General features: G+C 65.9%; 20 protein-coding genes. 10 read left to right on the top strand and 10 right to left on the bottom strand.

The window, feature by feature from the left end; translation table 11 throughout:
* The first annotated feature begins 100 nt into the window (after positions 1-100).
* Positions 101-1,252: a globin domain-containing protein gene (locus L1080_RS01760; RefSeq protein ID WP_159927470.1), complete on the top strand. Its 1,152-nt coding sequence runs from the start codon at positions 101-103 to the stop codon at positions 1,250-1,252.
* A gap of 68 nt (positions 1,253-1,320) precedes the next feature.
* On the top strand, positions 1,321-2,073 hold the full coding sequence (locus tag L1080_RS01755) for an FAD-binding oxidoreductase (protein ID WP_250772009.1): 753 nt from the start codon (positions 1,321-1,323) through the stop codon (positions 2,071-2,073).
* 10 nt (positions 2,074-2,083) lie between these two features.
* Here L1080_RS01755 and L1080_RS01750 read toward each other — a convergent pair whose 3' ends face one another.
* Complete coding sequence (locus L1080_RS01750) at positions 2,084-3,247, bottom strand: globin domain-containing protein (protein ID WP_159924812.1); 1,164 nt, start codon at positions 3,245-3,247, stop codon at positions 2,084-2,086.
* 111 nt (positions 3,248-3,358) lie between these two features.
* Positions 3,359-4,936: an AMP-binding protein gene (locus tag L1080_RS01745; RefSeq protein ID WP_250772012.1), complete on the bottom strand. Its 1,578-nt coding sequence runs from the start codon at positions 4,934-4,936 to the stop codon at positions 3,359-3,361.
* Between the two features lie 194 nt (positions 4,937-5,130).
* On the opposite strand from L1080_RS01745, the gene L1080_RS01740 reads away from it, so the two are divergent.
* The 5 genes from L1080_RS01740 to L1080_RS01720 all read left to right on the top strand — a co-directional run bounded on the left by L1080_RS01740 (position 5,131) and on the right by L1080_RS01720 (position 9,455).
* A complete protein-coding gene (locus L1080_RS01740) occupies positions 5,131-5,604 on the top strand; it encodes a CinA family protein (RefSeq protein ID WP_159924808.1) in 474 nt (157 codons plus the stop codon).
* A gap of 84 nt (positions 5,605-5,688) precedes the next feature.
* A complete protein-coding gene (locus L1080_RS01735; RefSeq protein ID WP_159924806.1) occupies positions 5,689-6,096 on the top strand; it encodes a ChaB family protein in 408 nt (135 codons plus the stop codon).
* On the top strand, positions 6,093-7,274 hold the full coding sequence (locus tag L1080_RS01730; protein ID WP_250772016.1) for a zinc-dependent alcohol dehydrogenase: 1,182 nt from the start codon (positions 6,093-6,095) through the stop codon (positions 7,272-7,274). Before L1080_RS01735 ends, L1080_RS01730 begins: the two co-directional genes overlap by 4 nt.
* A gap of 100 nt (positions 7,275-7,374) precedes the next feature.
* The gene (locus tag L1080_RS01725) at positions 7,375-8,868 is read left to right on the top strand and encodes an FAD-dependent oxidoreductase (protein WP_250772020.1); all 1,494 of its coding nucleotides are present in this window, start codon (positions 7,375-7,377) and stop codon (positions 8,866-8,868) included.
* A gap of 23 nt (positions 8,869-8,891) precedes the next feature.
* On the top strand, positions 8,892-9,455 hold the full coding sequence (locus L1080_RS01720) for a type 1 glutamine amidotransferase domain-containing protein (protein WP_109332788.1): 564 nt from the start codon (positions 8,892-8,894) through the stop codon (positions 9,453-9,455).
* Here the strand turns inward: L1080_RS01720 and L1080_RS01715 are convergent, their stop codons facing one another.
* The 3 genes from L1080_RS01715 to L1080_RS01705 form a co-directional block, all read right to left on the bottom strand.
* On the bottom strand, positions 9,456-9,932 hold the full coding sequence (locus tag L1080_RS01715) for a DUF4383 domain-containing protein (RefSeq protein WP_159924800.1): 477 nt from the start codon (positions 9,930-9,932) through the stop codon (positions 9,456-9,458).
* Positions 9,933-10,033: 101 nt separating this feature from the next.
* The gene (locus L1080_RS01710) at positions 10,034-11,221 is read right to left on the bottom strand and encodes a sensor histidine kinase (RefSeq protein ID WP_250772025.1); all 1,188 of its coding nucleotides are present in this window, start codon (positions 11,219-11,221) and stop codon (positions 10,034-10,036) included.
* 1 nt (position 11,222) lies between these two features.
* Entirely contained in the window at positions 11,223-11,849 is a 627-nt protein-coding gene (locus L1080_RS01705) for a response regulator (RefSeq protein ID WP_250772075.1), read from the bottom strand.
* Between the two features lie 262 nt (positions 11,850-12,111).
* Between L1080_RS01705 and L1080_RS01700 the strand changes: the two genes are divergently transcribed.
* Positions 12,112-12,588, top strand: coding sequence for a hypothetical protein (locus L1080_RS01700; RefSeq protein WP_250772030.1), 477 nt, complete (start codon positions 12,112-12,114; stop codon positions 12,586-12,588).
* A gap of 57 nt (positions 12,589-12,645) precedes the next feature.
* Positions 12,646-12,792 (top strand): hypothetical protein, encoded by a 147-nt coding sequence (locus L1080_RS01695; RefSeq protein ID WP_250772033.1) that lies wholly within the window; start codon positions 12,646-12,648, stop codon positions 12,790-12,792.
* A 31-nt stretch (positions 12,793-12,823) separates the two neighbouring features.
* Here the strand turns inward: L1080_RS01695 and L1080_RS01690 are convergent, their stop codons facing one another.
* Genes L1080_RS01690 through dnaK form a run of 4 tightly spaced genes read right to left on the bottom strand, consistent with a single transcriptional unit; the run spans position 12,824 to position 16,917 of the window.
* Positions 12,824-13,231 carry a heat shock protein transcriptional repressor HspR gene (locus L1080_RS01690; RefSeq protein ID WP_109332794.1) on the bottom strand — a complete coding sequence of 136 codons (408 nt, stop codon included), beginning with the start codon at positions 13,229-13,231 and terminating at the stop codon, positions 12,824-12,826.
* Positions 13,231-14,403 (bottom strand): molecular chaperone DnaJ, encoded by a 1,173-nt coding sequence (gene dnaJ / locus L1080_RS01685; RefSeq protein WP_109332797.1) that lies wholly within the window; start codon positions 14,401-14,403, stop codon positions 13,231-13,233. The genes L1080_RS01690 and dnaJ overlap by 1 nt, the downstream gene beginning before the upstream one ends.
* A 22-nt stretch (positions 14,404-14,425) precedes the next feature.
* Complete coding sequence (gene grpE / locus L1080_RS01680) at positions 14,426-15,076, bottom strand: nucleotide exchange factor GrpE (protein WP_109332798.1); 651 nt, start codon at positions 15,074-15,076, stop codon at positions 14,426-14,428.
* Entirely contained in the window at positions 15,073-16,917 is a 1,845-nt protein-coding gene (gene dnaK, locus L1080_RS01675) for a molecular chaperone DnaK (protein WP_109332799.1), read from the bottom strand. Before dnaK ends, grpE begins: the two co-directional genes overlap by 4 nt.
* A gap of 347 nt (positions 16,918-17,264) precedes the next feature.
* On the opposite strand from dnaK, the gene L1080_RS01670 reads away from it, so the two are divergent.
* Entirely contained in the window at positions 17,265-17,831 is a 567-nt protein-coding gene (locus L1080_RS01670) for a hypothetical protein (protein ID WP_159924792.1), read from the top strand.
* Between the two features lie 6 nt (positions 17,832-17,837).
* Here the strand turns inward: L1080_RS01670 and L1080_RS01665 are convergent, their stop codons facing one another.
* Positions 17,838-18,098, bottom strand: coding sequence for a hypothetical protein (locus L1080_RS01665; RefSeq protein ID WP_109332813.1), 261 nt, complete (start codon positions 18,096-18,098; stop codon positions 17,838-17,840).
* Positions 18,099-18,106: the final 8 nt, after the last annotated feature.

Genomic DNA, 18,106 nt, shown 5'->3' with positions numbered 1-18,106 from the left:
GCAACCCGGGGTCCCGGCGACCGACGGCTAGAATGCAGTGGTTCGTATCGACACGCACGACACAGGGGACGGCTTGACACGAGATTGCCTCGATCCGCTCGTGATTTCGCGTCTGCGCGCAAGCTTTTCGTCGATCCTCTCAACCGAGCAGGGGCGCACTCGCCTCGCCACCACCTTCTACTCCACGCTCTTCGCCGAGCATCCCGAGTTCCGGTCACTCTTCCCGGCGGCGCTCGATCAGCAGAAGCACCGACTGTTCCAGGCGCTCGAATTCGTCATCGACAATCTCGAGGACCAGGACCGCGTCCTCGGATTCCTCGCCCAGCTGGGCCGCGATCACCGCAAGTACGGCGTCGAAGGCCGGCACTACTCGGCGTCGGCGAGAGCCTTACTCGTCGCTGTCCAGGATTCGTTCACCCGGGCGATCTGGACCCCTTCCCTCACTACCGCCTGGTCGGAACTGATCGAGTTGCTGCTCCACACGATGGCCGACGCCGCCGACAACGACGACCTCCCCGCAGCGTGGGGAGCCACCGTCGTCGGCCACGAACGCCTCCTCGACGACCTTGCGGTGGTCCGGCTCGAGGCCGACTCCCCGATTCCCTACGCGGCCGGCCAGTACCTCAGCGTCCAGATTCCGCAACGCCCTCGCCTGTGGCGGTACCTGTCAGCGGCCATTCCCACCAACCCGTACGGGCAGATCGAGTTCCATGTGCGTCGGGTGTCGGGCGGCTGGGTCAGTCCGGCCATCGTGAACGAGACGCAGGTGGGTGACCGTTGGCTGCTGAGCTCGCCGCTCGGCGGGCTCGAGGTCGATCGCGCCGGCGGCCGCGACGTACTCATGATCGGTTCGGGGACCGGTATCGCTCCCCTGCGCGCGCAGGTGATGGACATGGCCATGAAGGCCCAGAATCCGCGCGTGCACCTGTTCGTGGGCGGCAAGTACCCCTGCGACCTCTACGACATCGAGACGCTCTGGCAGCTGTCGCTCAGCAATCCCTGGCTCACCGTGGTGCCCGTCTCCGAGGAAAACGAGAACCCGTGGTGGCATGCCGTACCCGTTCCCGACGAGCCACCGGGACTGCATCGACGACTACAGGGGCGACTCGGACAGGTGGTCGCCCGGTTCGGGTCGTGGGCCGACCGGCAGATCCAGATCTCCGGTTCGCCCGCAATGATCAAGACCACCGTGTATGCGTTGCAGGGCGGCGGCACACCACCGGAACTGATCCGGCACGATCCCCTCGTCTAGCGCCCTCCGCCCGCCGATTCGCCAGCCACATCCGAAATCCGGTTCCACGTCGGGAGAACAGCACACACATGCACGCCACGCAGACCACCTGGACCAGCACCGTCGTCGAACATCACCGCCTGCGACGAGATCTTGCGGTGATTCGCCTCGTCGGCGAGTACGTCCCGTTCCGGTCGGGTCAGTACGTCGACGTCAGCGTCCCCCAGAACCCACGATTGCTGCGGAGGCTGTCGCCGGCGCTGCCCCCGTCACTGGACGGCAAGCTGGAATTCCATGTGCGGACCGTGCCCGGCGGCTGGGTGAGCGGCGACATCGTGTCGGATACCGAACCCGGTGACCAGTGGCAGATCCTCGAACCTCGCGGAACGATGTCGGTCGACGAGGACGGGCCGGACGTGATCATGATCGCCGGAGGCACGGGGTTGGCCCCGTTCCGGTCCATCCTGCTGGACCTCGCGCGGAAGCCGAATCCGCCGCGGGTCTTCCTGTTCGTCGGCGACCGGACGCCACGGGACCTCTACGCGTCCGACATGCTCTATCTGCTGTTGCAGAACCTTCCCTGGCTCACCGTGGTCCCGGTGGTGGAGAGCATCACGAATCCGGACTGGGCGGACGAATGGCACGAGCGGACGAGGGTGGACGTCGGGTTCTCCGACGACGACCTCATCGAGGGCACCCTGCCCGACGTCGTGACGTCCTACGGGGCCTTCACCGACCATCAGGTACTGGTGTGCGGGTCGGCGGCCATGGTGCGCGCCACCCTGGACCGCCTGCGAGATACCGGAACACCGGCCGAGAACATCCAGTACGACCCGTACTGACATTGCGGGATCAGTACGACGGATCGTGCCGGATGTTCTCCGGCGGAGTTCCTGCCGCCTGCAGCCGGAACCTGGTGGTGTTGATCATCGCCTCGGAGCCGACCAGCTGGATGTCGCGCTCGGACCAGGTTCCGAAGTCGGCGACGACCTGGCCGACCTTGCCGGTGAGCCTGCGGTGCATGCCGGGCAGCGTCGCGCTGCTGGGGCCGGTGTACCACCAGGGGTCCTCGTCTTCTTCGGTGACGGGCACGACGGTGAGCCACGGATTCTGTTCGGCGAGAGCCCACAGCGTGCCCAGGTCGTACAGGTCGCAGGGATAGCGGCCTGCGAAGAACAGATGTACCCGAAGGTTCTGGGGACGCCGCGCCATGTCGAGTATCTGGGCGCGCAGCGGGGCGATGCCGGTACCCGAACCGATCATCAGGACGTCGCGGCCGTTCTCGAACCGGACTCCGAGGTCGCCGAGCGGTGATCCGACCACCCACCGCTCACCCACCTGTGTCTGGGTGACGATGGCCGGACTGACCCAGCCGCCGGACACCCGGCGTATGTGGAATTCGATGATGCCCTCGTCGTTGGGCGGGTTCGCCGGCGAGAGATAGCGCCACATCCTGGGCCGTGAGGGCACCTGCACGCTCACGTACTGGCCGGGGTTGTAGCTCATCGGCTCGTCGAGTCGGAGCCGGACCACCGAGATGTCCTTGCGAACCGGTAGATGCTCGATGACGGTGGCACCCCACGCCGGCGGCCCCGACTCGGCGTTCGCGGCGTCCATCATCGTGGCGGCGATGACGGAGAGCACGTCACGCCACGCCTGCTCGAGTTCGTCGGTCCACGGCTCGGTGGACGGAAACTGTTCCACCGCGGCGATCAGGGAATTGCCCACCGCGACGTAGTGCGCGTCCTGGACGCCGTACTTGCGGTGGTCGCGGCCGAGTTGCGCCAGATAGGTGAGGATCTGCCCGGACTGCTCGAGGCGGTCGATCACATACTGGACAGCGGAGATCAATCGGTCGCGCTGCACATCCATCGCCGCAGGGAAGAAGTCACGTGTCTCCGGATACCGTGCAAACAACAGGGCATAGAACGACCCCGACAGCGTCTGCGGCCCGTCCGGTACTGCTGCAATTGCCTTGAAGCTCGACCGGACCAGGGATATTGCCTGTGAATCCACCGCGCATCCTCGTCACCGACTGAACGCGGCCACGCCGCGAAGTACTTGGGCAGACTATAGGTGCGGCGGCTGTGCCGCCGACCAGGTCCCTCGATAGATGCCCAGGTCCCGCTAACCGACCGACCGGTTCGACGTCTCCCAGTAGCGCGCCCGCAGCGTCTTCTTGTCCAGTTTGCCCAGAGCCGTCACCGGAAGCGTCTCGACGAAATCGACCGACTTGGGCGCATGAACCGACCCCTTCGCCGCCCGCACCCTTTCGACGAGTTCCGCCGCATCGACACTCTGCCCGGCGCGCAGCACGACACAGGCCTTGACTGCTTCGCCCCACTTCTCGTCCGGAACGCCCACGACGGCGACCGAGCCGACGGCGGGATGCGCCGAGATCACATCTTCGACCTCCCGGGGAAACACGTTGAAGCCGCCGGTGACGATCATGTCCTTCTTGCGGTCGACGATGGTCATGAAACCGTCTTTGTCCTTGCGCGCGATGTCGCCCGTGTGCAGCCATCCACCGCGGAACGCCTCGGCAGTCTCTTCGGGCTTCTTCCAGTACCCCTTCATGACGAGTGGACCGCGGACACAGATCTCCCCGAGTTCACCTTGCGGAACTTCGTTGAGGTCGTCGTCGAGCAGCGCCACCTTCAGCCACGGCACCGGCCGGCCACAGGTGGCGAGCCTGCTGGGGTCGTTGGGCAGATGCTCCTCTTTACGCAGAACCGCAATGGTCATGCCGCATTCGGTCTGGCCGTAGAACTGAAAGAAAATCGGCCCGAACTTCTCGATGCCTTCCTTCAGCCTCGCCGGTGACATCGCCGAGGCGCCGTAGAACAGTGTCTCCAGGCTCGACACGTCGCGCCGGGCGAGGTCGGGATGATCCATCAGGAGGTAGATCATCGTCGGCACGAGCATGGTGGCCGAGATCTTGTGTTTCTCGATTGCCTCCAGCACGGCACCGGGCTCGAACACGGGCAGCACGATCAGCGCGCCACCGCGCAGCAGGGTGGGAATGAAGAAGGCGGCGCCGGCATGCGACAGCGGCGTGCAGATGAGGAAGCGCGGTTCTTCCGGCCACTGCCACTCCGCCATCTGAATCTGATTGAGGGTGGCGCCGGACTGGTAGGACCCGACGACGCCCTTGGGCTTGCCTGTCGTGCCGCCGGTGTAGACCATGCTGCTGTTGTCGTCGGCGTCCACCTCTGCCGCGCGCAGGCGTTGCGGAGTAAAAGTGGCGGCGAGCGCCAGGATGTCGATACCGACCTCGGACGGCCCCAGCGACAACACGTTCTCGATGGAGGAACACTGGTCCTTCAGCTGTGCCGCGCGGTCCTCGAAAGCGTTCGGGTCGAAGATCAGAGTTTCGATCTCGGCGTCGCCGACGATGTAGAGGTGGTCGTCGAGCGAGCCCATCGGGTTGAGGGCACTCGCGCGGCAACCGGAGATCATGGTGGCGCCCATGCTGATGAGAACCTCGGGCCGGTTCTTGGACAGCATCGCCGTGCTGGTGCCCTTGCCGATTCCGAGCGAGGCCAGTGCCTGCGCGAAGCAGCTGATCTGATCGCGCATCTCACCGCCGGTGAGCACGACGTCGCCGAGGTACAGGGCCGGCTTGTCGGTGTTGCGTTCCAGCGCGGTGATGAGGAGATCGGCCGCGAAGGCGGGGCGATGCAGTTGTGCGAGCTCGTCGGTCATCAGTCGTCCTTTTCGTTCCCGCGACGCCGAGGCGCTTGGTCCGGCGACCTGGTGTCCGTTGTCCTCCGGTCCCCGACACCATAACCGGATTTCGGCAAAACTGGAACCTGTTCCACTGATGTGATGGGGTCGTCGTCGGCCAGCGCTTCCCCTTTACCCGAGAGCCTGTGGCGCGGTTCCGTTAACGTGAAGACATGGGTTCGAACGAGACGACCGCCGAACGTATCGCCGACGCGGCCGGGCGCGCACAGGTGTCCGTCGCGACTGCCGAATCACTGACCGGCGGCCAGATTTCCTGCGTCCTCGGAGCCGCGCCGTCGTCGTCGGATTGGTACAAGGGCAGCATCGTCGCCTACTCCAGCGAAGTGAAGCATCGGGTACTGAAGGTGCCGGAGGGTCCCGTCGTGAGCGAGGCCAGTGCCCGCGCCATGGTGGCAGCGGTCGCCGAGATACTCGACGCCGACGTCGCTGTTGCGGTGACGGGTGCCGGTGGACCGGACCCGCAGGACGGTCAGCCGCCCGGCACTGTGTGGTTCGGCGTCATCGCAGGCGGTGAGGTGAGCGCCGAGTTGCAGCACTTCGACGGCGACCCGAAGGACGTGGTGGACGCCACCACCGAGCATGCGCTCTCGCTACTCGCGAAGACCCTCGACGGACTGTCCGACTGACGCCTGCGGGCGCGCGCTGCGATTGAGCCCGTCCTCCCCGGGTACCCGTGCTCGAAAGGGCACCACCCACGTGAGGAGGATCCCGTGCCGAAGACCACCCAGAGCGGAAAGCCGAAGAAGAGCGAACTTCCCTCGACGCTGCAGAAGTCACCGGACAAGGCCCAGCGCACGTTCACGAAGGCCTACGACTCGGCGATGGACGAGTACCACGACGAAGAGCGCGCCCACCGCGTCGCCTACGCGGCACTCAAGCACAGCTTCGAGAAGGTGGGAGACCACTGGGAAGCGAAGGACGAGAAGGGCCCCTCGGACAAGCGGGCCGAGAACGGCGGCCCGAACGCGTCGGGAGAGACCGCCGAGGGAGTCGACGCCAACGCCAGCAAGGACCACCTCATGGACATTGCCCGCAGGCTCGATGTTTCCGGCCGATCGACGATGAAGAAGGACGAACTCGTGGAGGCCATCAAGAAGGCGAATCGGAGAGCGCGATGAGGGCGGTGACCTGGCAGGGTAAGCGGAAGGTCAGCGTGGACACCGTCCCTGATCCGGTGATCGAACAGCCCACCGACGCCATCATCGAAGTCACGACCACGAACATCTGCGGGTCCGACCTCCATCTCTACGAGGTGCTGGGCGCCTTCATGAAGCAGGGCGACATCCTCGGTCACGAGCCCATGGGCATCGTCCGCGAGGTGGGGTCTGCAGTCACCGATGTTCGAGTCGGGGACCGCGTCGTCATCCCGTTCCAAATTTCTTGCGGCGCTTGTTACATGTGCAGTCAGAAGTTGTACACCCAGTGCGAGGTCACTCAGATTCGTGAGCACGGATCCGGTGCGGCCCTGTTCGGGTACTCGAAGCTGTACGGCAGCGTGCCCGGCGGCCAGGCGCAGTACCTCCGGGTCCCGCACGTGGCGAACACGCACATCACCGTGCCCGAAGGACCTCCGGATTCGCGGTTCGTCTACCTGTCCGACGTGTTGCCGACCGCCTGGCAGGCGGTGGAATACGCTGCCGTACCCGACGGCGGTTCCGTCGTCGTTCTGGGGCTCGGCCCGATCGGGGACATGGCGGCACGCATCGCCGCGCACAAGGGTTTTCGGGTCATCGGGGTCGATCTCGTCCCCGAGCGCCTCGCCCGTGCGCAGGCGCGGCAGATCGAGACAGTGGACTTGAACGACGCCAAGGACGATCTGGGCGACGTGATCCGCGAGATGACCGATGGGCGCGGCCCCGACTCCGTCATCGACGCGGTGGGCATGGAAGCACACGGGTCGCCGGGTGCGAAGCTCCTCCATCAGATGACGTCCTTCTTGCCGGACGCCATCGCGGGACCGCTGATGACGACGGCCGGAGTGGACCGGTTGCACGCGCTGTATTCGGCCATCGACATCGTCCGCCGGGGTGGCACGATCTCCCTGAGCGGTGTGTACGGCGGAATGGCGGACCCCATGCCGATGCTCCGTTTGTTCGACAAGCAGATTCAGCTCCGCATGGGGCAGGCGAACGTCCTGCGGTGGGTCCCGGACATCCTTCCGTTGCTCACCGACGACGACCCGCTGGGCGTCGACACCTTCGCCACTCACGAGCTTCCGCTGGATCAGGCGCCGCACGCCTACGACATCTTCCAGAAGAAGCAGGACGGCGCAGTGAAGATTCTGCTGCGGCCGTAGTCCGTCCGGGCTTCTTGCACGAAAACCCTTCGGGTGCTGCGCCGCCCGGCACCCGAAGGTGCGTCGTTTCAACGACAGATCAGAAGGGAAAGCGCACACCATGACCTCTCTGTGGCTCGACCGCGCCGAACCGTTCAGCCTTTCCGTCGACGCCGAGCAGTCCTGGAACGAGCGCGGAAGATACGACACGGTGGTGGTGGGCGGCGGCCTGACCGGCCTCGTCACGGGATTGCTGCTCGCGCGTTCCGGCCAGCGGGTGGCCGTCGTGGAAGCCCGGACTCTCGGGGCCGTCACCACCGGAAACACCACGGGCAAGGTCAGTATCCTGCAAGGCACACGGCTTGCCGAGATCGCGCGCCGGCATGCCACGCACACACTCCGCTCGTACGTCGAAGGCAATCTCGAGGGCCAGCAGTGGTTGATCCGCTACTGCCACGAACGCGACATCCCCGTCGGCATCGCACCGGATTTCACCTACGCGCAGACGTCCTCGGGCACCGAATCCGTTCAGGCACAGTACGCCGCGTGCCGCGCCGCCGGACTGTCCGCGCGACTCGTCAGCGACCTCGACATCCCGGTGCCGAATGCCGGGGCGGTCACTCTGGACGATCAGGCGTACATCGATCCGATGCCCGTACTGCAGGCACTCGCGCGAGACATCCTCTCGCACGGCGGGAACGTGTTCGAACGTCGGCGGGTGACCGGCGCACGCTCGGTGCCGAAGTCGCACGTTCTCACCACCGACCACGGCGACATTCGAGCCGACCGGGTGGTTCTGGCAACGGGTATACCGATACTCGACCGTGGCGGCTTCTTCGCGCGGCTCTCGCCGGAGCGGTCGTATGCCGCGGCATTCGACATCCCCGGCGGCGCACCCGACGCCATGTATCTGAGCGCCGATCAGCCCACACGCTCGCTGCGCCCCGCTGCGGACGGAACGAAGCTGCTCGTCGGCGGCAACGGTCACGAAGTCGGGCGCACCGACTCGGCTCAGGGTGCCGTCGACGATCTGATCGGTTGGACGACCCAGCACTTCCCCGGCACCACCCTCACCCACCGCTGGTCGGCCCAGGACTACTCGTCACTCGACAAGCTGCCCTATGTCGGCCCGCTCGTACCGGGACAGGAGGGCATTCTCGTCGCGACCGGATTCGCCAAGTGGGGCATGACCAACGCCGTCTCCGCCGCTCTCGTACTGTCCGCACGCATCCTCGGCGGGCACATCCGCTGGGCCGATGCGTTCCACAGTTGGTCGCCCCACCAGGTATTCGACGTGACGGCCGCCGCCAAACTCAACGGCTCCGTCGCCGTCCACCTCGCCTCGGGATGGGGCGGTGCGCTCCTCGGTCGCCACACTGCAGACGACCCCGCACCGTCCGCCCGTGTAATCCGGGAAGGACTGGTCCCCGTCGGTGAGCACACGAAGGACGGCCACACCGAGCGCGTCTGCGTGGTGTGTCCCCACCTGGGCGGGGTGTTGAAGTGGAACGACGCCGAAGAAACCTGGGACTGCCCCCTCCACGGTTCCCGGTTCGCCTCCGACGGCAAGGTCCTGGAGGGCCCGTCGACCCACGACCTACGTCGCGTTACCTGAAAATCGAACCGAAGGGAGTAGCCATGACATCGGCTGAAACACTGCGCGGCCGGAAAGTTGCCATCCTCGCCACCGACGGCGTCGAAGAAGTCGAGCTCGTCGAACCACGCAGGGCAGTCGAGGACGCCGGCGCCGAAGTACGTCTGATTTCGCTGTCCCCCGGCCGTATTCAGGCCATGAAGTCGGACGTCAACGAGGCCGGGACCTACGAGGTCGACGCCGTTGTCGGTGATGTGTCCGTGGAGGACTTCGACGCGTTGATCCTTCCCGGCGGCACCACCAACCCCGACCACCTGCGCCAGGACGAGTCGGCAGTCGGCTTCGTCCGCGACTTCGTGAACTCCGGCAGACCTGTCGGCGTCATCTGCCACGGACCCTGGACCCTGGTCGAGGCCGATGTGGTCCGCGGCCGCACACTCACGTCCTATCCGAGCGTGCGCACGGATATTCGCAATGCGGGCGGCAATGTCGTCGACGAAGAGGTGGTGGTCGACAACGGATTGGTGTCGAGCCGCAACCCCGACGACCTCCCCGCCTTCTGTTCGAAGATCGTCGAGGAGTTCGCCGAGGGTCGCCACGACCGGTGATCAGTCCATGGGCGAGTGCGGACGGGTCGCGTCGGTTGCCGGCGTGGCCCCCATCCGTGCCGTCAGCACACCCAGTCCGATCATCCCGATCCCGAGTACGAAGTGCAGCCAGTTGTCGGCCGTGTTGACCGGCACGAAGTTGGCGGAACTTTCCTGATCGATGAGGAGCCCGTAGATCCACAGCACGAGATAGATCACGCCACCGCCGATGAGGAACAGGCGTGCGGTGTGTGCCGCCCGGGCCAGGACGATGCCGGCCACACCGAACAGCAGGTGCACGACGTTGTGCAGGATCGACACCTGGAAGATCCCGAGCAGCTTCGCTTCCGAGTGGTGGCCCGCACCGCTGAGGGCGTCGTAGTCGGTGGTGATTCCCGGAATGAACCCGAGTATCCCGACGAGCAAGAACACCGCACCCACGGCGAGGGCAGCGATCTGCACCGGCGAACGGGTGACAGACGCATCACGTGTACTCATAGCACTCCTTTTCTAGGCGACATCTCAGGCGACATCTTTTTGGGCGAACATCGGATGCTCACCGTTTACCCAGCGTGGAATGCCATCAACCGATTGGGCGCTCAGCTCGCGTCGGGCACAGTGACCACCACCCGCGTTCCCCTCCCGGGCGCCGAGGTCAGATCGAACGAGCCGCCGAAACTTTCTACCCGGACGATGTGTGACGCCAGCCCGATGTGGCCCTGCGCCACCCGCTTCGGAACGACGGCGGGGTCGAATCCGGCGCCGTCGTCCTCGACCGTCATGACCAACCGCCCGCGCTCGCGGGTGAGCCGCAACTCGACAGTCGTGGCCTGAGCATGCCTGCCCACGTTCGCCAGAAGTTCACTGGCCACCCGGTAGAGCAGTTCCTTCGCGGCCGGATGCCCCACATCGTCGAGAGCCGTCCGCACCTCGAGGCCACCGCGGCGTGCATGCGCGTCGGCCAGTTCGCGCAACGCCGCGGTGAGTCCGAGTTGGGCGAGCACCTGGGGATGCAGCGTCGTCACCGTGGAGCGCAGTTGGCCGGCGGCCTCTCGTAACGCGGACTCGGCAGCGGTGAGCCTGTCGTCCGGATGCCTCTCCAGGGCCTCCTCGACGTCGAGGCGGGCGGCGAGAACGTTCTGCAACGGGCCGTCGTGCACATTCTCGGCCAGCTGCCTGCGTTCACGTTGTTCGGCATCCATCGATTCGGCGACCAACTGTTTACGGACGTCGAGCAGTGAGATGACGGTGGCCGAACGCCGGACGAGGACATAGGACAGCGCAGTGGTCGCGGCCGCGAGCCACAACAGGAAGCCGACATACAGGTACACCTCGTCCGGGAACCCGACGGCATCGTCGCGCTTGGAGTACACGATCCAGACGGCCTGATAACCCACGGCCGTACAGAGTCCGACTATCGCCGTCAGGCGGGGCCGGTACTGGAACGCCACCGAGATCGGCAGCAGGAAGAACACCGGCAGCAACACCGACGTCGCACCGCCCGAGGCGATACACAAGGCCAGCACTGCGGCGACGTCGACGGCGGTGGACGCCCACCCCGCCCAAGGGCCGACCTCCCTCATGAGCACGACGGCGAGCCAGATCACGGCGACGAGTGCGTAGACGATGAGCAGACCGGTGAAAATGTCCGGCTGCCAATGTGATACCTGGATCACCGGGCCCAGCAATGCCATGAGCCCGATGAGCGGCAACCTGAGCACGGCCGTGACCCGAACCGCTTCGGTGGTGTAGCGCCGGACTACGCGCCGCTGGAAGGGAGCCGGCACGTCACTCCAGCAGCCCGCGTCGCATCGCCTCGGCGACGGCGGCGGCCCGATCGCTCACACCCAGCTTGTCGTACAGACGTTGTACGTGCGTCTTCACCGTCGACGGAGCGAGATACAGCTCGCGGGCAATCGTGGGGATGCTCTGCCCCTGGGCGATCAACCCCAGCACCTCCCGCTCGCGGCCACTGAGTGTGGGCCCGGCCGGTTCACTGCGGCGACGAACTTCGCCTGCCAGTCCCACGGCCAGGGACGCCGGCAGCACGTCGCGGCCCTGAGCGCACTCGCGGACGGCCCGGACGATCTCGGCGCGGGTCGACTCCTTCGGCAGGAATCCCGCGGCCCCCTCCTGCAGCGCGTGATACACGATCGCCGACTCGTCATGGGCCGACAGCAGAAGCACTCGCGTGGTCAGTTCGGCATTGCGCACCGCCGCCGCCACCTGCGCACCGTCGAGTTCGGGCATGCGGTAATCGAGCAGCGCCACATCCGGCACCAGGTCGCGGATGAGTGCGAGGGCCGCGGCACCGTCGTCGGCCTCCCCGACCACCTCGATGTCCTCGCTCGCGACGAGCGCCCGGACCACTCCGTCCCGGAAGATCGGATGGTCGTCGCCCACCACGACACGCACGATGCTCACGGCGCGGCTCGATGCGATGTGACTCCGGCGAAGCCCATTGCTCACTTTCTCACGAGACGAGGCCCGCGCGGAGCACTTCGCGGCGAAGGTGTCCCCCGATCGGTGGACCTCGAGTTCATCCCGCTCTCCGTCCTGTCAGTGGACAGACGTCGGCCCTGATCCGCGACATAGTTGATGCACACCGGAAACGGGACACGGAAACCGAGTTCCACTCCCCCACAGACTCTTTCCACCAAGCACAGGAGAAGCCACCATGCGTACCCCCACCCGCCGCCGCGTAGCCCTGTTTTTCGCCCTGCCCGCCACGGTACTGACCGTCGCCGGCCTCGCCGTGGCCGCAAGCGGGGTCGCCACCGCCGGAACGATGCCGACGTCGGGCCCCACGATCGCGATGACGATCAGCAACGACACCGACCTGCCGATGGTCCTCGCGGGTTCGTCGAACCCCTACGGGCAGTGGATTCAAGCGCCGTCGGACTACCTCGCCCCGCACAGCAGCCAGATCGTGAAGGCATTCTCCAACGACCCGAACGGCGTCGAGGTGGACGCCACCTACTCGTTACCCGGTGGTGCTCAGGCCGTGTTCAGTGCCGACAACTACAGCAACACCACCGACGTGGACGGCACTCGCGTGGACGCCGACTTCGGCCACGCCTACGGCATCAGCAGCTGGATCGACTCCGGCTACCCGAACATGAACGTCGGCTACCACCTGTACGGACATCCCTGATCCCGACCGACTACCGATCCCTATCGACCACCGAACTTTCGACGAAAGCCAGAGACCATGATCATGCACGTCGACAACACCCCCACCCCGACAGTCTCCCGAACGATGTGGACCACCGAGGAGATCAAGGCACGTCTCGAGGAGATGGACATTCCGCGCACACGCACTCGCCGCGTGTCCCGCTGGGGCAGCCGCGACCGATAACCGCTAGGTCAGCGCTTGTGTCACCGCTGGGTCAGCGCTTGTGTCTGGGCTTCCAGACGACGAGTGCGTTGCTGCGGGGGATGGGAACGAGGTCACGCCGGTAGCCGGCGTGTACCTGAGCGAGTTCCTCGGCCAGCTCCCGCACACGGTGTTGTAGCGCTTCCACCTGATTGGTGAGTTCGATGATGCGCTTGATACCGGCGAGGTTGACACCCTCGTCCTGGGAGAGCCGCTGGACCTCGCGGAGCAGTGCGACGTCGCGCGGGGAGTAGCGTCGGCCGCCACCCTGGGTGCGGTGCGGGGTGACGAGGCCCAGACGGTCGTAGTTACGCAACGTCTGGGCGTGCATCCCCGCAAGCTCCGCCGCTACCGAGATCACGAAGATCTGGGCATCGGGGTCAACGGACGCGTCGTGTGGTTCCTGAGTTGTATCGGTCATCACGCACCTGCCCACCCGGCCCTGGGGTCGAACCCACTGGCCTTTTCGGCTTCCAGATAGGTTTTCAATGCGTCGACAGCGGGGTCGTCCAGTTTCTGCGGTACCGCAATCTTGACGGTGACCAGCAAGTCACCTGCCCCGCCGCCACGCTTGGGGACGCCTCTGCCGCGGACGCGGAGGATGCGTCCGTCCGCTGTTCCCGCCGGAATCTTCACGCCGACACGCCCCTCCAAGGTGGGGACGGAGACGGTCGTACCGAGCACGAGTTCACCGTAGCTGACCGGCACCACTACGGTGAGGTCGTCGCCGTTGCGGCCGAACACCTTGTCGGGTCGCACCCGCACGGTGACGAAGAGATCACCCGACGGCGCACCGCGCAGGCCCGCCTCCCCTTGCCCGGCCAGCCGGATCTTCTGGCCGTCACTGACACCGGCCGGAACGCGGACCGTGATGGTGCGGGTGCGGTTGGTCACCCCGTTGCCGTGGCACACCTCGCACGGAGAATCGATGATGGAGCCGGTACCGCGGCAGTCGTCACACGGTTCGCTGAAACCGAAGGCGCCCTGGTTGCGGCTGACGATTCCGGTTCCGTTGCAGCGGGGGCATACCCGCGGGCTGGTTCCCGGCTTGGCTCCGCTGCCGTGGCACGTGGTGCACGGCGATGGGCTGGTGAGGCGCAGCGGAACCGTGACGCCGAGAGTGGCCTCGCGGAATTCGAGCGTTGTCTCGGTCTCCACGTCGCTTCCACGACGCGGACGACTGGACGTGCGGGTGGCGCCGCCGCCGGCACCGCGGTTGAACAGTCCTCCGAAGAGGTCACCGAGTCCGTCGGCCGCGGCGCCGCCACCGCCGAACAGGTCGTTGATGTCGAAACCGCCCTGGCTGAAGCCACCCCCGGCGCCGGGGCTGAATCCACCCCGGCCGAAACCGCCGCTGGCGAACAGGCGCCGGGCTTCGTCGTACTCCTTGCGTTTGGCGGGATCCGACAGCACGGCGTGCGCCTCACTGACGGACTTGAACCGCTCCTCCGCTTTGGTGTCGCCGGGGTTCGCATCCGGGTGGAGGTCGCGGGCGAGCTTGCGATACGCCTTCTTGATCTCGTCCGCGGACGCGTCGGACGAGACGCCCAGCTCCTTGTAGAAGTCCTTCTCGATCCACTCCCGTTGGCTCACTGGGCGTCTCCTCCTCTCGCTCTTATTCTTGTTCCGACTCGGCGGGCTGTGCAGCCTCGTCGGAGGTATTCTCTCCGCCTTCGACGCGATCGATCACAGCTACCATCGCATGCCGCAGGACGCGGTCACCGAATTTGTAGCCCTTTCGCATCACAGTGCCCAGCACGGGGTCGTGACCGTCTCCCTCGTGCTGCACTGCCTCGTGCAGCGACGGGTCGAACGGATCGCCCTCCGCGCCGAACTCGCTCAGACCCAGAGAGGTGAGCGCGCCGGTGAGCTTGTCTGCCACAGCCTTGAGCGGCCCCGAGTCGAGGTCGCCGTGGCTGCGTGCCCGATCGAGATCGTCGAGCACACCGATGAGTTCACCGACCACCGACGCCTTGGCCGACTCGATGTCGACCTGCTTGTCACGCTGGACGCGGCGACGGTAGTTCGCGTACTCGGCCTGCAGTCGCTGCAGGTCGGCGGTGCGCTCGGCCAGCTCGTCCCGCTCGGGCGCAGCAGCCTGCTCCTGCACTTCCCCTTCATCCACCGAGCCGGGCTGCGGAGCGGCGGCGGCGCCCGCGAGGGACTCCGTCACCGGTTCCGCTTCCCGCACCTGACCGGTCTCGGGGTCGATCTTCCGCTTGTCCACGAAAGTGACCGGTTCCTGCTCGGTGTTGTCGGACGTCACTTCTTCTCCGCGTCGGAAGGCTCGTCCACGACCTCGGCGTCGACCACGTCATCGGAGCCGTTGCTGCCGGCGCCGTCGGTGTTCGCCGCCTCTTCAGCAGCGCTCGCCTCGTAGATCGCCTGGCCCAGGGCCTGCGATTCCGTGGCCAGCTTCTCCACCGCGGACTTGACCGCTGCGATGTCCGTGCCGGCCAGGGCGTCGTTGGCTTCCTTGATGGCAGCCTCGACCTTCTCCTTGACGTCCCCGGACACCTTGTCCTCGTTGTCCTTGATGAACTTCTCGGTCTGGTGCACCAGCGACTCGGCCTGGTTGCGAACCTCGGCCTCCTCCCGACGCGCCTTGTCTTCCTCCGCGTGCGCTTCGGCGTCCTTGATCATGCGGTCGATCTCTTCCTTGGACAGACCGGAGCCGTCCTGGATCTTGATCGTGTTTTCCTTGCCGGTGCCCTTGTCCTTCGCGGTCACGTGCACGATGCCGTTGGCATCGATGTCGAAGGTGACCTCGATCTGCGGCACGCCCCGCGGGGCGGGCGGCAGTTCGGTGAGCTCGAAGGAACCGAGGAGCTTGTTGTGCGAGGCGATCTCGCGCTCGCCCTGGAACACCTGGATCTGCACCGACGGCTGATTGTCGTCGGCCGTGGTGAAGGTCTCGGACCGCTTGGTCGGGATGGTGGTGTTGCGCTCGATGAGCTTGGTCATCACCCCACCCTTGGTCTCGATACCGAGGGACAGCGGCGTGACGTCGAGGAGCAGCACGTCCTTGACCTCGCCCTTGAGGACACCGGCCTGCAGGGCAGCGCCCACGGCGACGACCTCGTCCGGGTTCACGCCCTTGTTGGGCTCACGTCCGCCGGTGAGCTCGCGCACCAGGTCGGAGACGGCGGGCATGCGGGTGGAACCACCGACGAGCACGACGTGGTCGATGTCCTTGACCGCGATACCGCTGTCCTTGATGACTGCCTGGAACGGGGCGCGAGTACGGTCGAGCAGATCAGAGGTGATCTTCTGGAATTCGCTGCGCGAGAGCTGCTCGTCGAGGAACAGCGGGTTCTTGTCCGCGTCGACGGTGATGTAGGGCAGGTTGATCGAGGTGCTCTGCGAGGAGCTCAGCTCGATCTTCGCCTTCTCCGCCGCCTCACGCAGGCGCTGCAGCGCCATCTTGTCCTTGGTCAGGTCGATGCCGTTCTGACTCTTGAACTTCTCCACGAGCCAGTCGACGATGCGCTGATCCCAGTCGTCACCACCGAGGTGGTTGTCACCGGAGGTGGCGCGGACCTCGACGACGCCGTCACCGATCTCGAGCAGTGAGACGTCGAAGGTGCCGCCGCCGAGGTCGAACACCAGGATGGTCTGTTCCTTGTCGCCCTTGTCCAGGCCGTAGGCAAGTGCCGCGGCGGTGGGCTCGTTGACGATGCGCAGCACGTTCAGGCCGGCGATCTGGCCGGCCTCCTTCGTGGCCTGACGCTGGGCGTCCTCGAAGTAGGCGGGGACGGTGATCACGGCGTCCGTGATGTCTTCACCCAGGTATGCCTCGGCGTCACGCTTGAGCTTCATGAGCGTGCGCGCGCTGATTTCCTGAGGGGTGTACTTCTTGCCGTCGATTTCCACGTTCCAGTCGGTGCCGATGTGGCGCTTGACGGAGCGGATGGTGCGGTCGACGTTGGTGACCGCCTGGTTCTTGGCGGGCTGGCCGACCAGCACCTCACCGTTCTTGGCGAAGGCGACGATCGACGGGGTGGTGCGAGAGCCTTCGGCGTTGGCGACCACTACGGGCTCGCCGCCTTCCAGCACAGACACGACCGAGTTCGTTGTACCGAGGTCGATACCGACCGCACGAGCCATAGTGTTCCTCACTTTCGTTTTGCAGTTCCGGGGGCAGAGTTTTTTCGTACCGAACTGCGATGTTGGCGCTTGGTGAGCGCCCTCGGCTCAAGTTTGCACCCGAACCGCGTCGGGAGTCAATTCGAACTTGAGTCCAGGGCACTCAAGGTTGTCAGAAGGCTCAACGGGCCGTACTCCGGATTTGTTCCCAGTCGCTGCGGACAACTTCCAGGTCGTCGAGACGGTGAATGTACCTTTCGGCGCATCTGAGGCGTCGAAAGGTACATTCACCCGGCGGTGGGTGTGTCCGGCCGAACCACTGAGCGAGTCGGCACGGTCGCTCGCGACATCTCGATAGGATTCCCACCGTGACGACACCCGAACAACCGCCACGGCGCCCGGCCCCGCCGCGGCCCGTCCCGCCCCGTCCGGAGTTCGCGGTTACGCCCCTGCGCACCGCGCCGACCGACTCCACACCGAAGGCAGTGACGGTCTCACTGACCGCGTGGGTAGGTTCGTTCGTCGTTCTCGCCGGCATCGCGGGCGCCGTGGCTCTGGACCTTCGCGCCGTGCGTGATGCACTCGAGGCCTCGGTGGCCGCGGAGAATCCCGCCGACTCCGCACAGGACATCACCGACACGGTGAACTTCACGCTGATTGCCAGCGGCGCCATCGCGGTCGTGCTGATTCTCCTGGCACTCCTCGGGATACAGCTCCTCCGGGCCCGAAAAATGGCGGGCCTCGTCACGCTGGTGGTGATCGGCCTCCTCAGCGCGGCCGGTGGCGTCGGATTCTGGACCCTTCTGTCGGACGCCGGCGACGCCACGGCCGGGGTGTTGCAGTGGGCGCCGCTGGCCTACAGCGCACTGGTCGCCGTCGGCGTCCTCGCCCTGTTCGCGCCCGGCGTGTCTGCCTGGTTGCACCGACGCCGTTGATCCGGCTCAGGCCTGGCACGAATCCGTGCTGCCCGCGAACTCGGGATCGGGGTCGTATTCCTTGTTCGACGTGCCGGAGTACTCGGGATCGGGGTCGTACTCGTCGTTGGTCGTCCCGGTGAAGTCCGGATCCGGGTCGTACTCGTCATTGCTGGTTCCCTCATAGGAGGAGTTGCACGCCGGAGTGGCCGCCGCCACCTGTGTGACCGATGCGGCGCCGAAGAAGAGTGCCGCGGCCGCCAGGGCAGTAAGCGTGGTACGGAACATAATTGGGA

This window comes from Rhodococcus sp. MSC1_016, assembly GCF_023667485.2.
GTDB classification, from domain to species: domain Bacteria; phylum Actinomycetota; class Actinomycetes; order Mycobacteriales; family Mycobacteriaceae; genus Rhodococcus_F; species Rhodococcus_F oxybenzonivorans.
The sequence above is the reverse complement of the archived record's forward strand: the minus strand, read 5'-3'. Positions and strand labels throughout refer to the sequence as shown.

Bases quoted from the DNA above. Each gene is read 5' to 3' on its own strand.
- L1080_RS01755 (WP_250772009.1), top strand. From the start codon at position 1,321: ATGCACGCCACGCAGACCACCTGGACCAGCACCGTCGTCGAACATCAC.
- L1080_RS01745 (WP_250772012.1), bottom strand. From the start codon at position 4,936: ATGACCGACGAGCTCGCACAACTGCATCGCCCCGCCTTCGCGGCCGAT.
- L1080_RS01740 (WP_159924808.1), top strand. From the start codon at position 5,131: ATGGGTTCGAACGAGACGACCGCCGAACGTATCGCCGACGCGGCCGGG.
- L1080_RS01730 (WP_250772016.1), top strand. From the start codon at position 6,093: ATGAGGGCGGTGACCTGGCAGGGTAAGCGGAAGGTCAGCGTGGACACC.
- L1080_RS01725 (WP_250772020.1), top strand. From the start codon at position 7,375: ATGACCTCTCTGTGGCTCGACCGCGCCGAACCGTTCAGCCTTTCCGTC.
- L1080_RS01720 (WP_109332788.1), top strand. From the start codon at position 8,892: ATGACATCGGCTGAAACACTGCGCGGCCGGAAAGTTGCCATCCTCGCC.
- L1080_RS01715 (WP_159924800.1), bottom strand. From the start codon at position 9,932: ATGAGTACACGTGATGCGTCTGTCACCCGTTCGCCGGTGCAGATCGCT.
- L1080_RS01700 (WP_250772030.1), top strand. From the start codon at position 12,112: ATGCGTACCCCCACCCGCCGCCGCGTAGCCCTGTTTTTCGCCCTGCCC.
- L1080_RS01695 (WP_250772033.1), top strand. From the start codon at position 12,646: ATGATCATGCACGTCGACAACACCCCCACCCCGACAGTCTCCCGAACG.
- L1080_RS01690 (WP_109332794.1), bottom strand. From the start codon at position 13,231: ATGACCGATACAACTCAGGAACCACACGACGCGTCCGTTGACCCCGAT.
- dnaK (WP_109332799.1), bottom strand. From the start codon at position 16,917: ATGGCTCGTGCGGTCGGTATCGACCTCGGTACAACGAACTCGGTCGTG.
- L1080_RS01665 (WP_109332813.1), bottom strand. From the start codon at position 18,098: ATGTTCCGTACCACGCTTACTGCCCTGGCGGCCGCGGCACTCTTCTTC.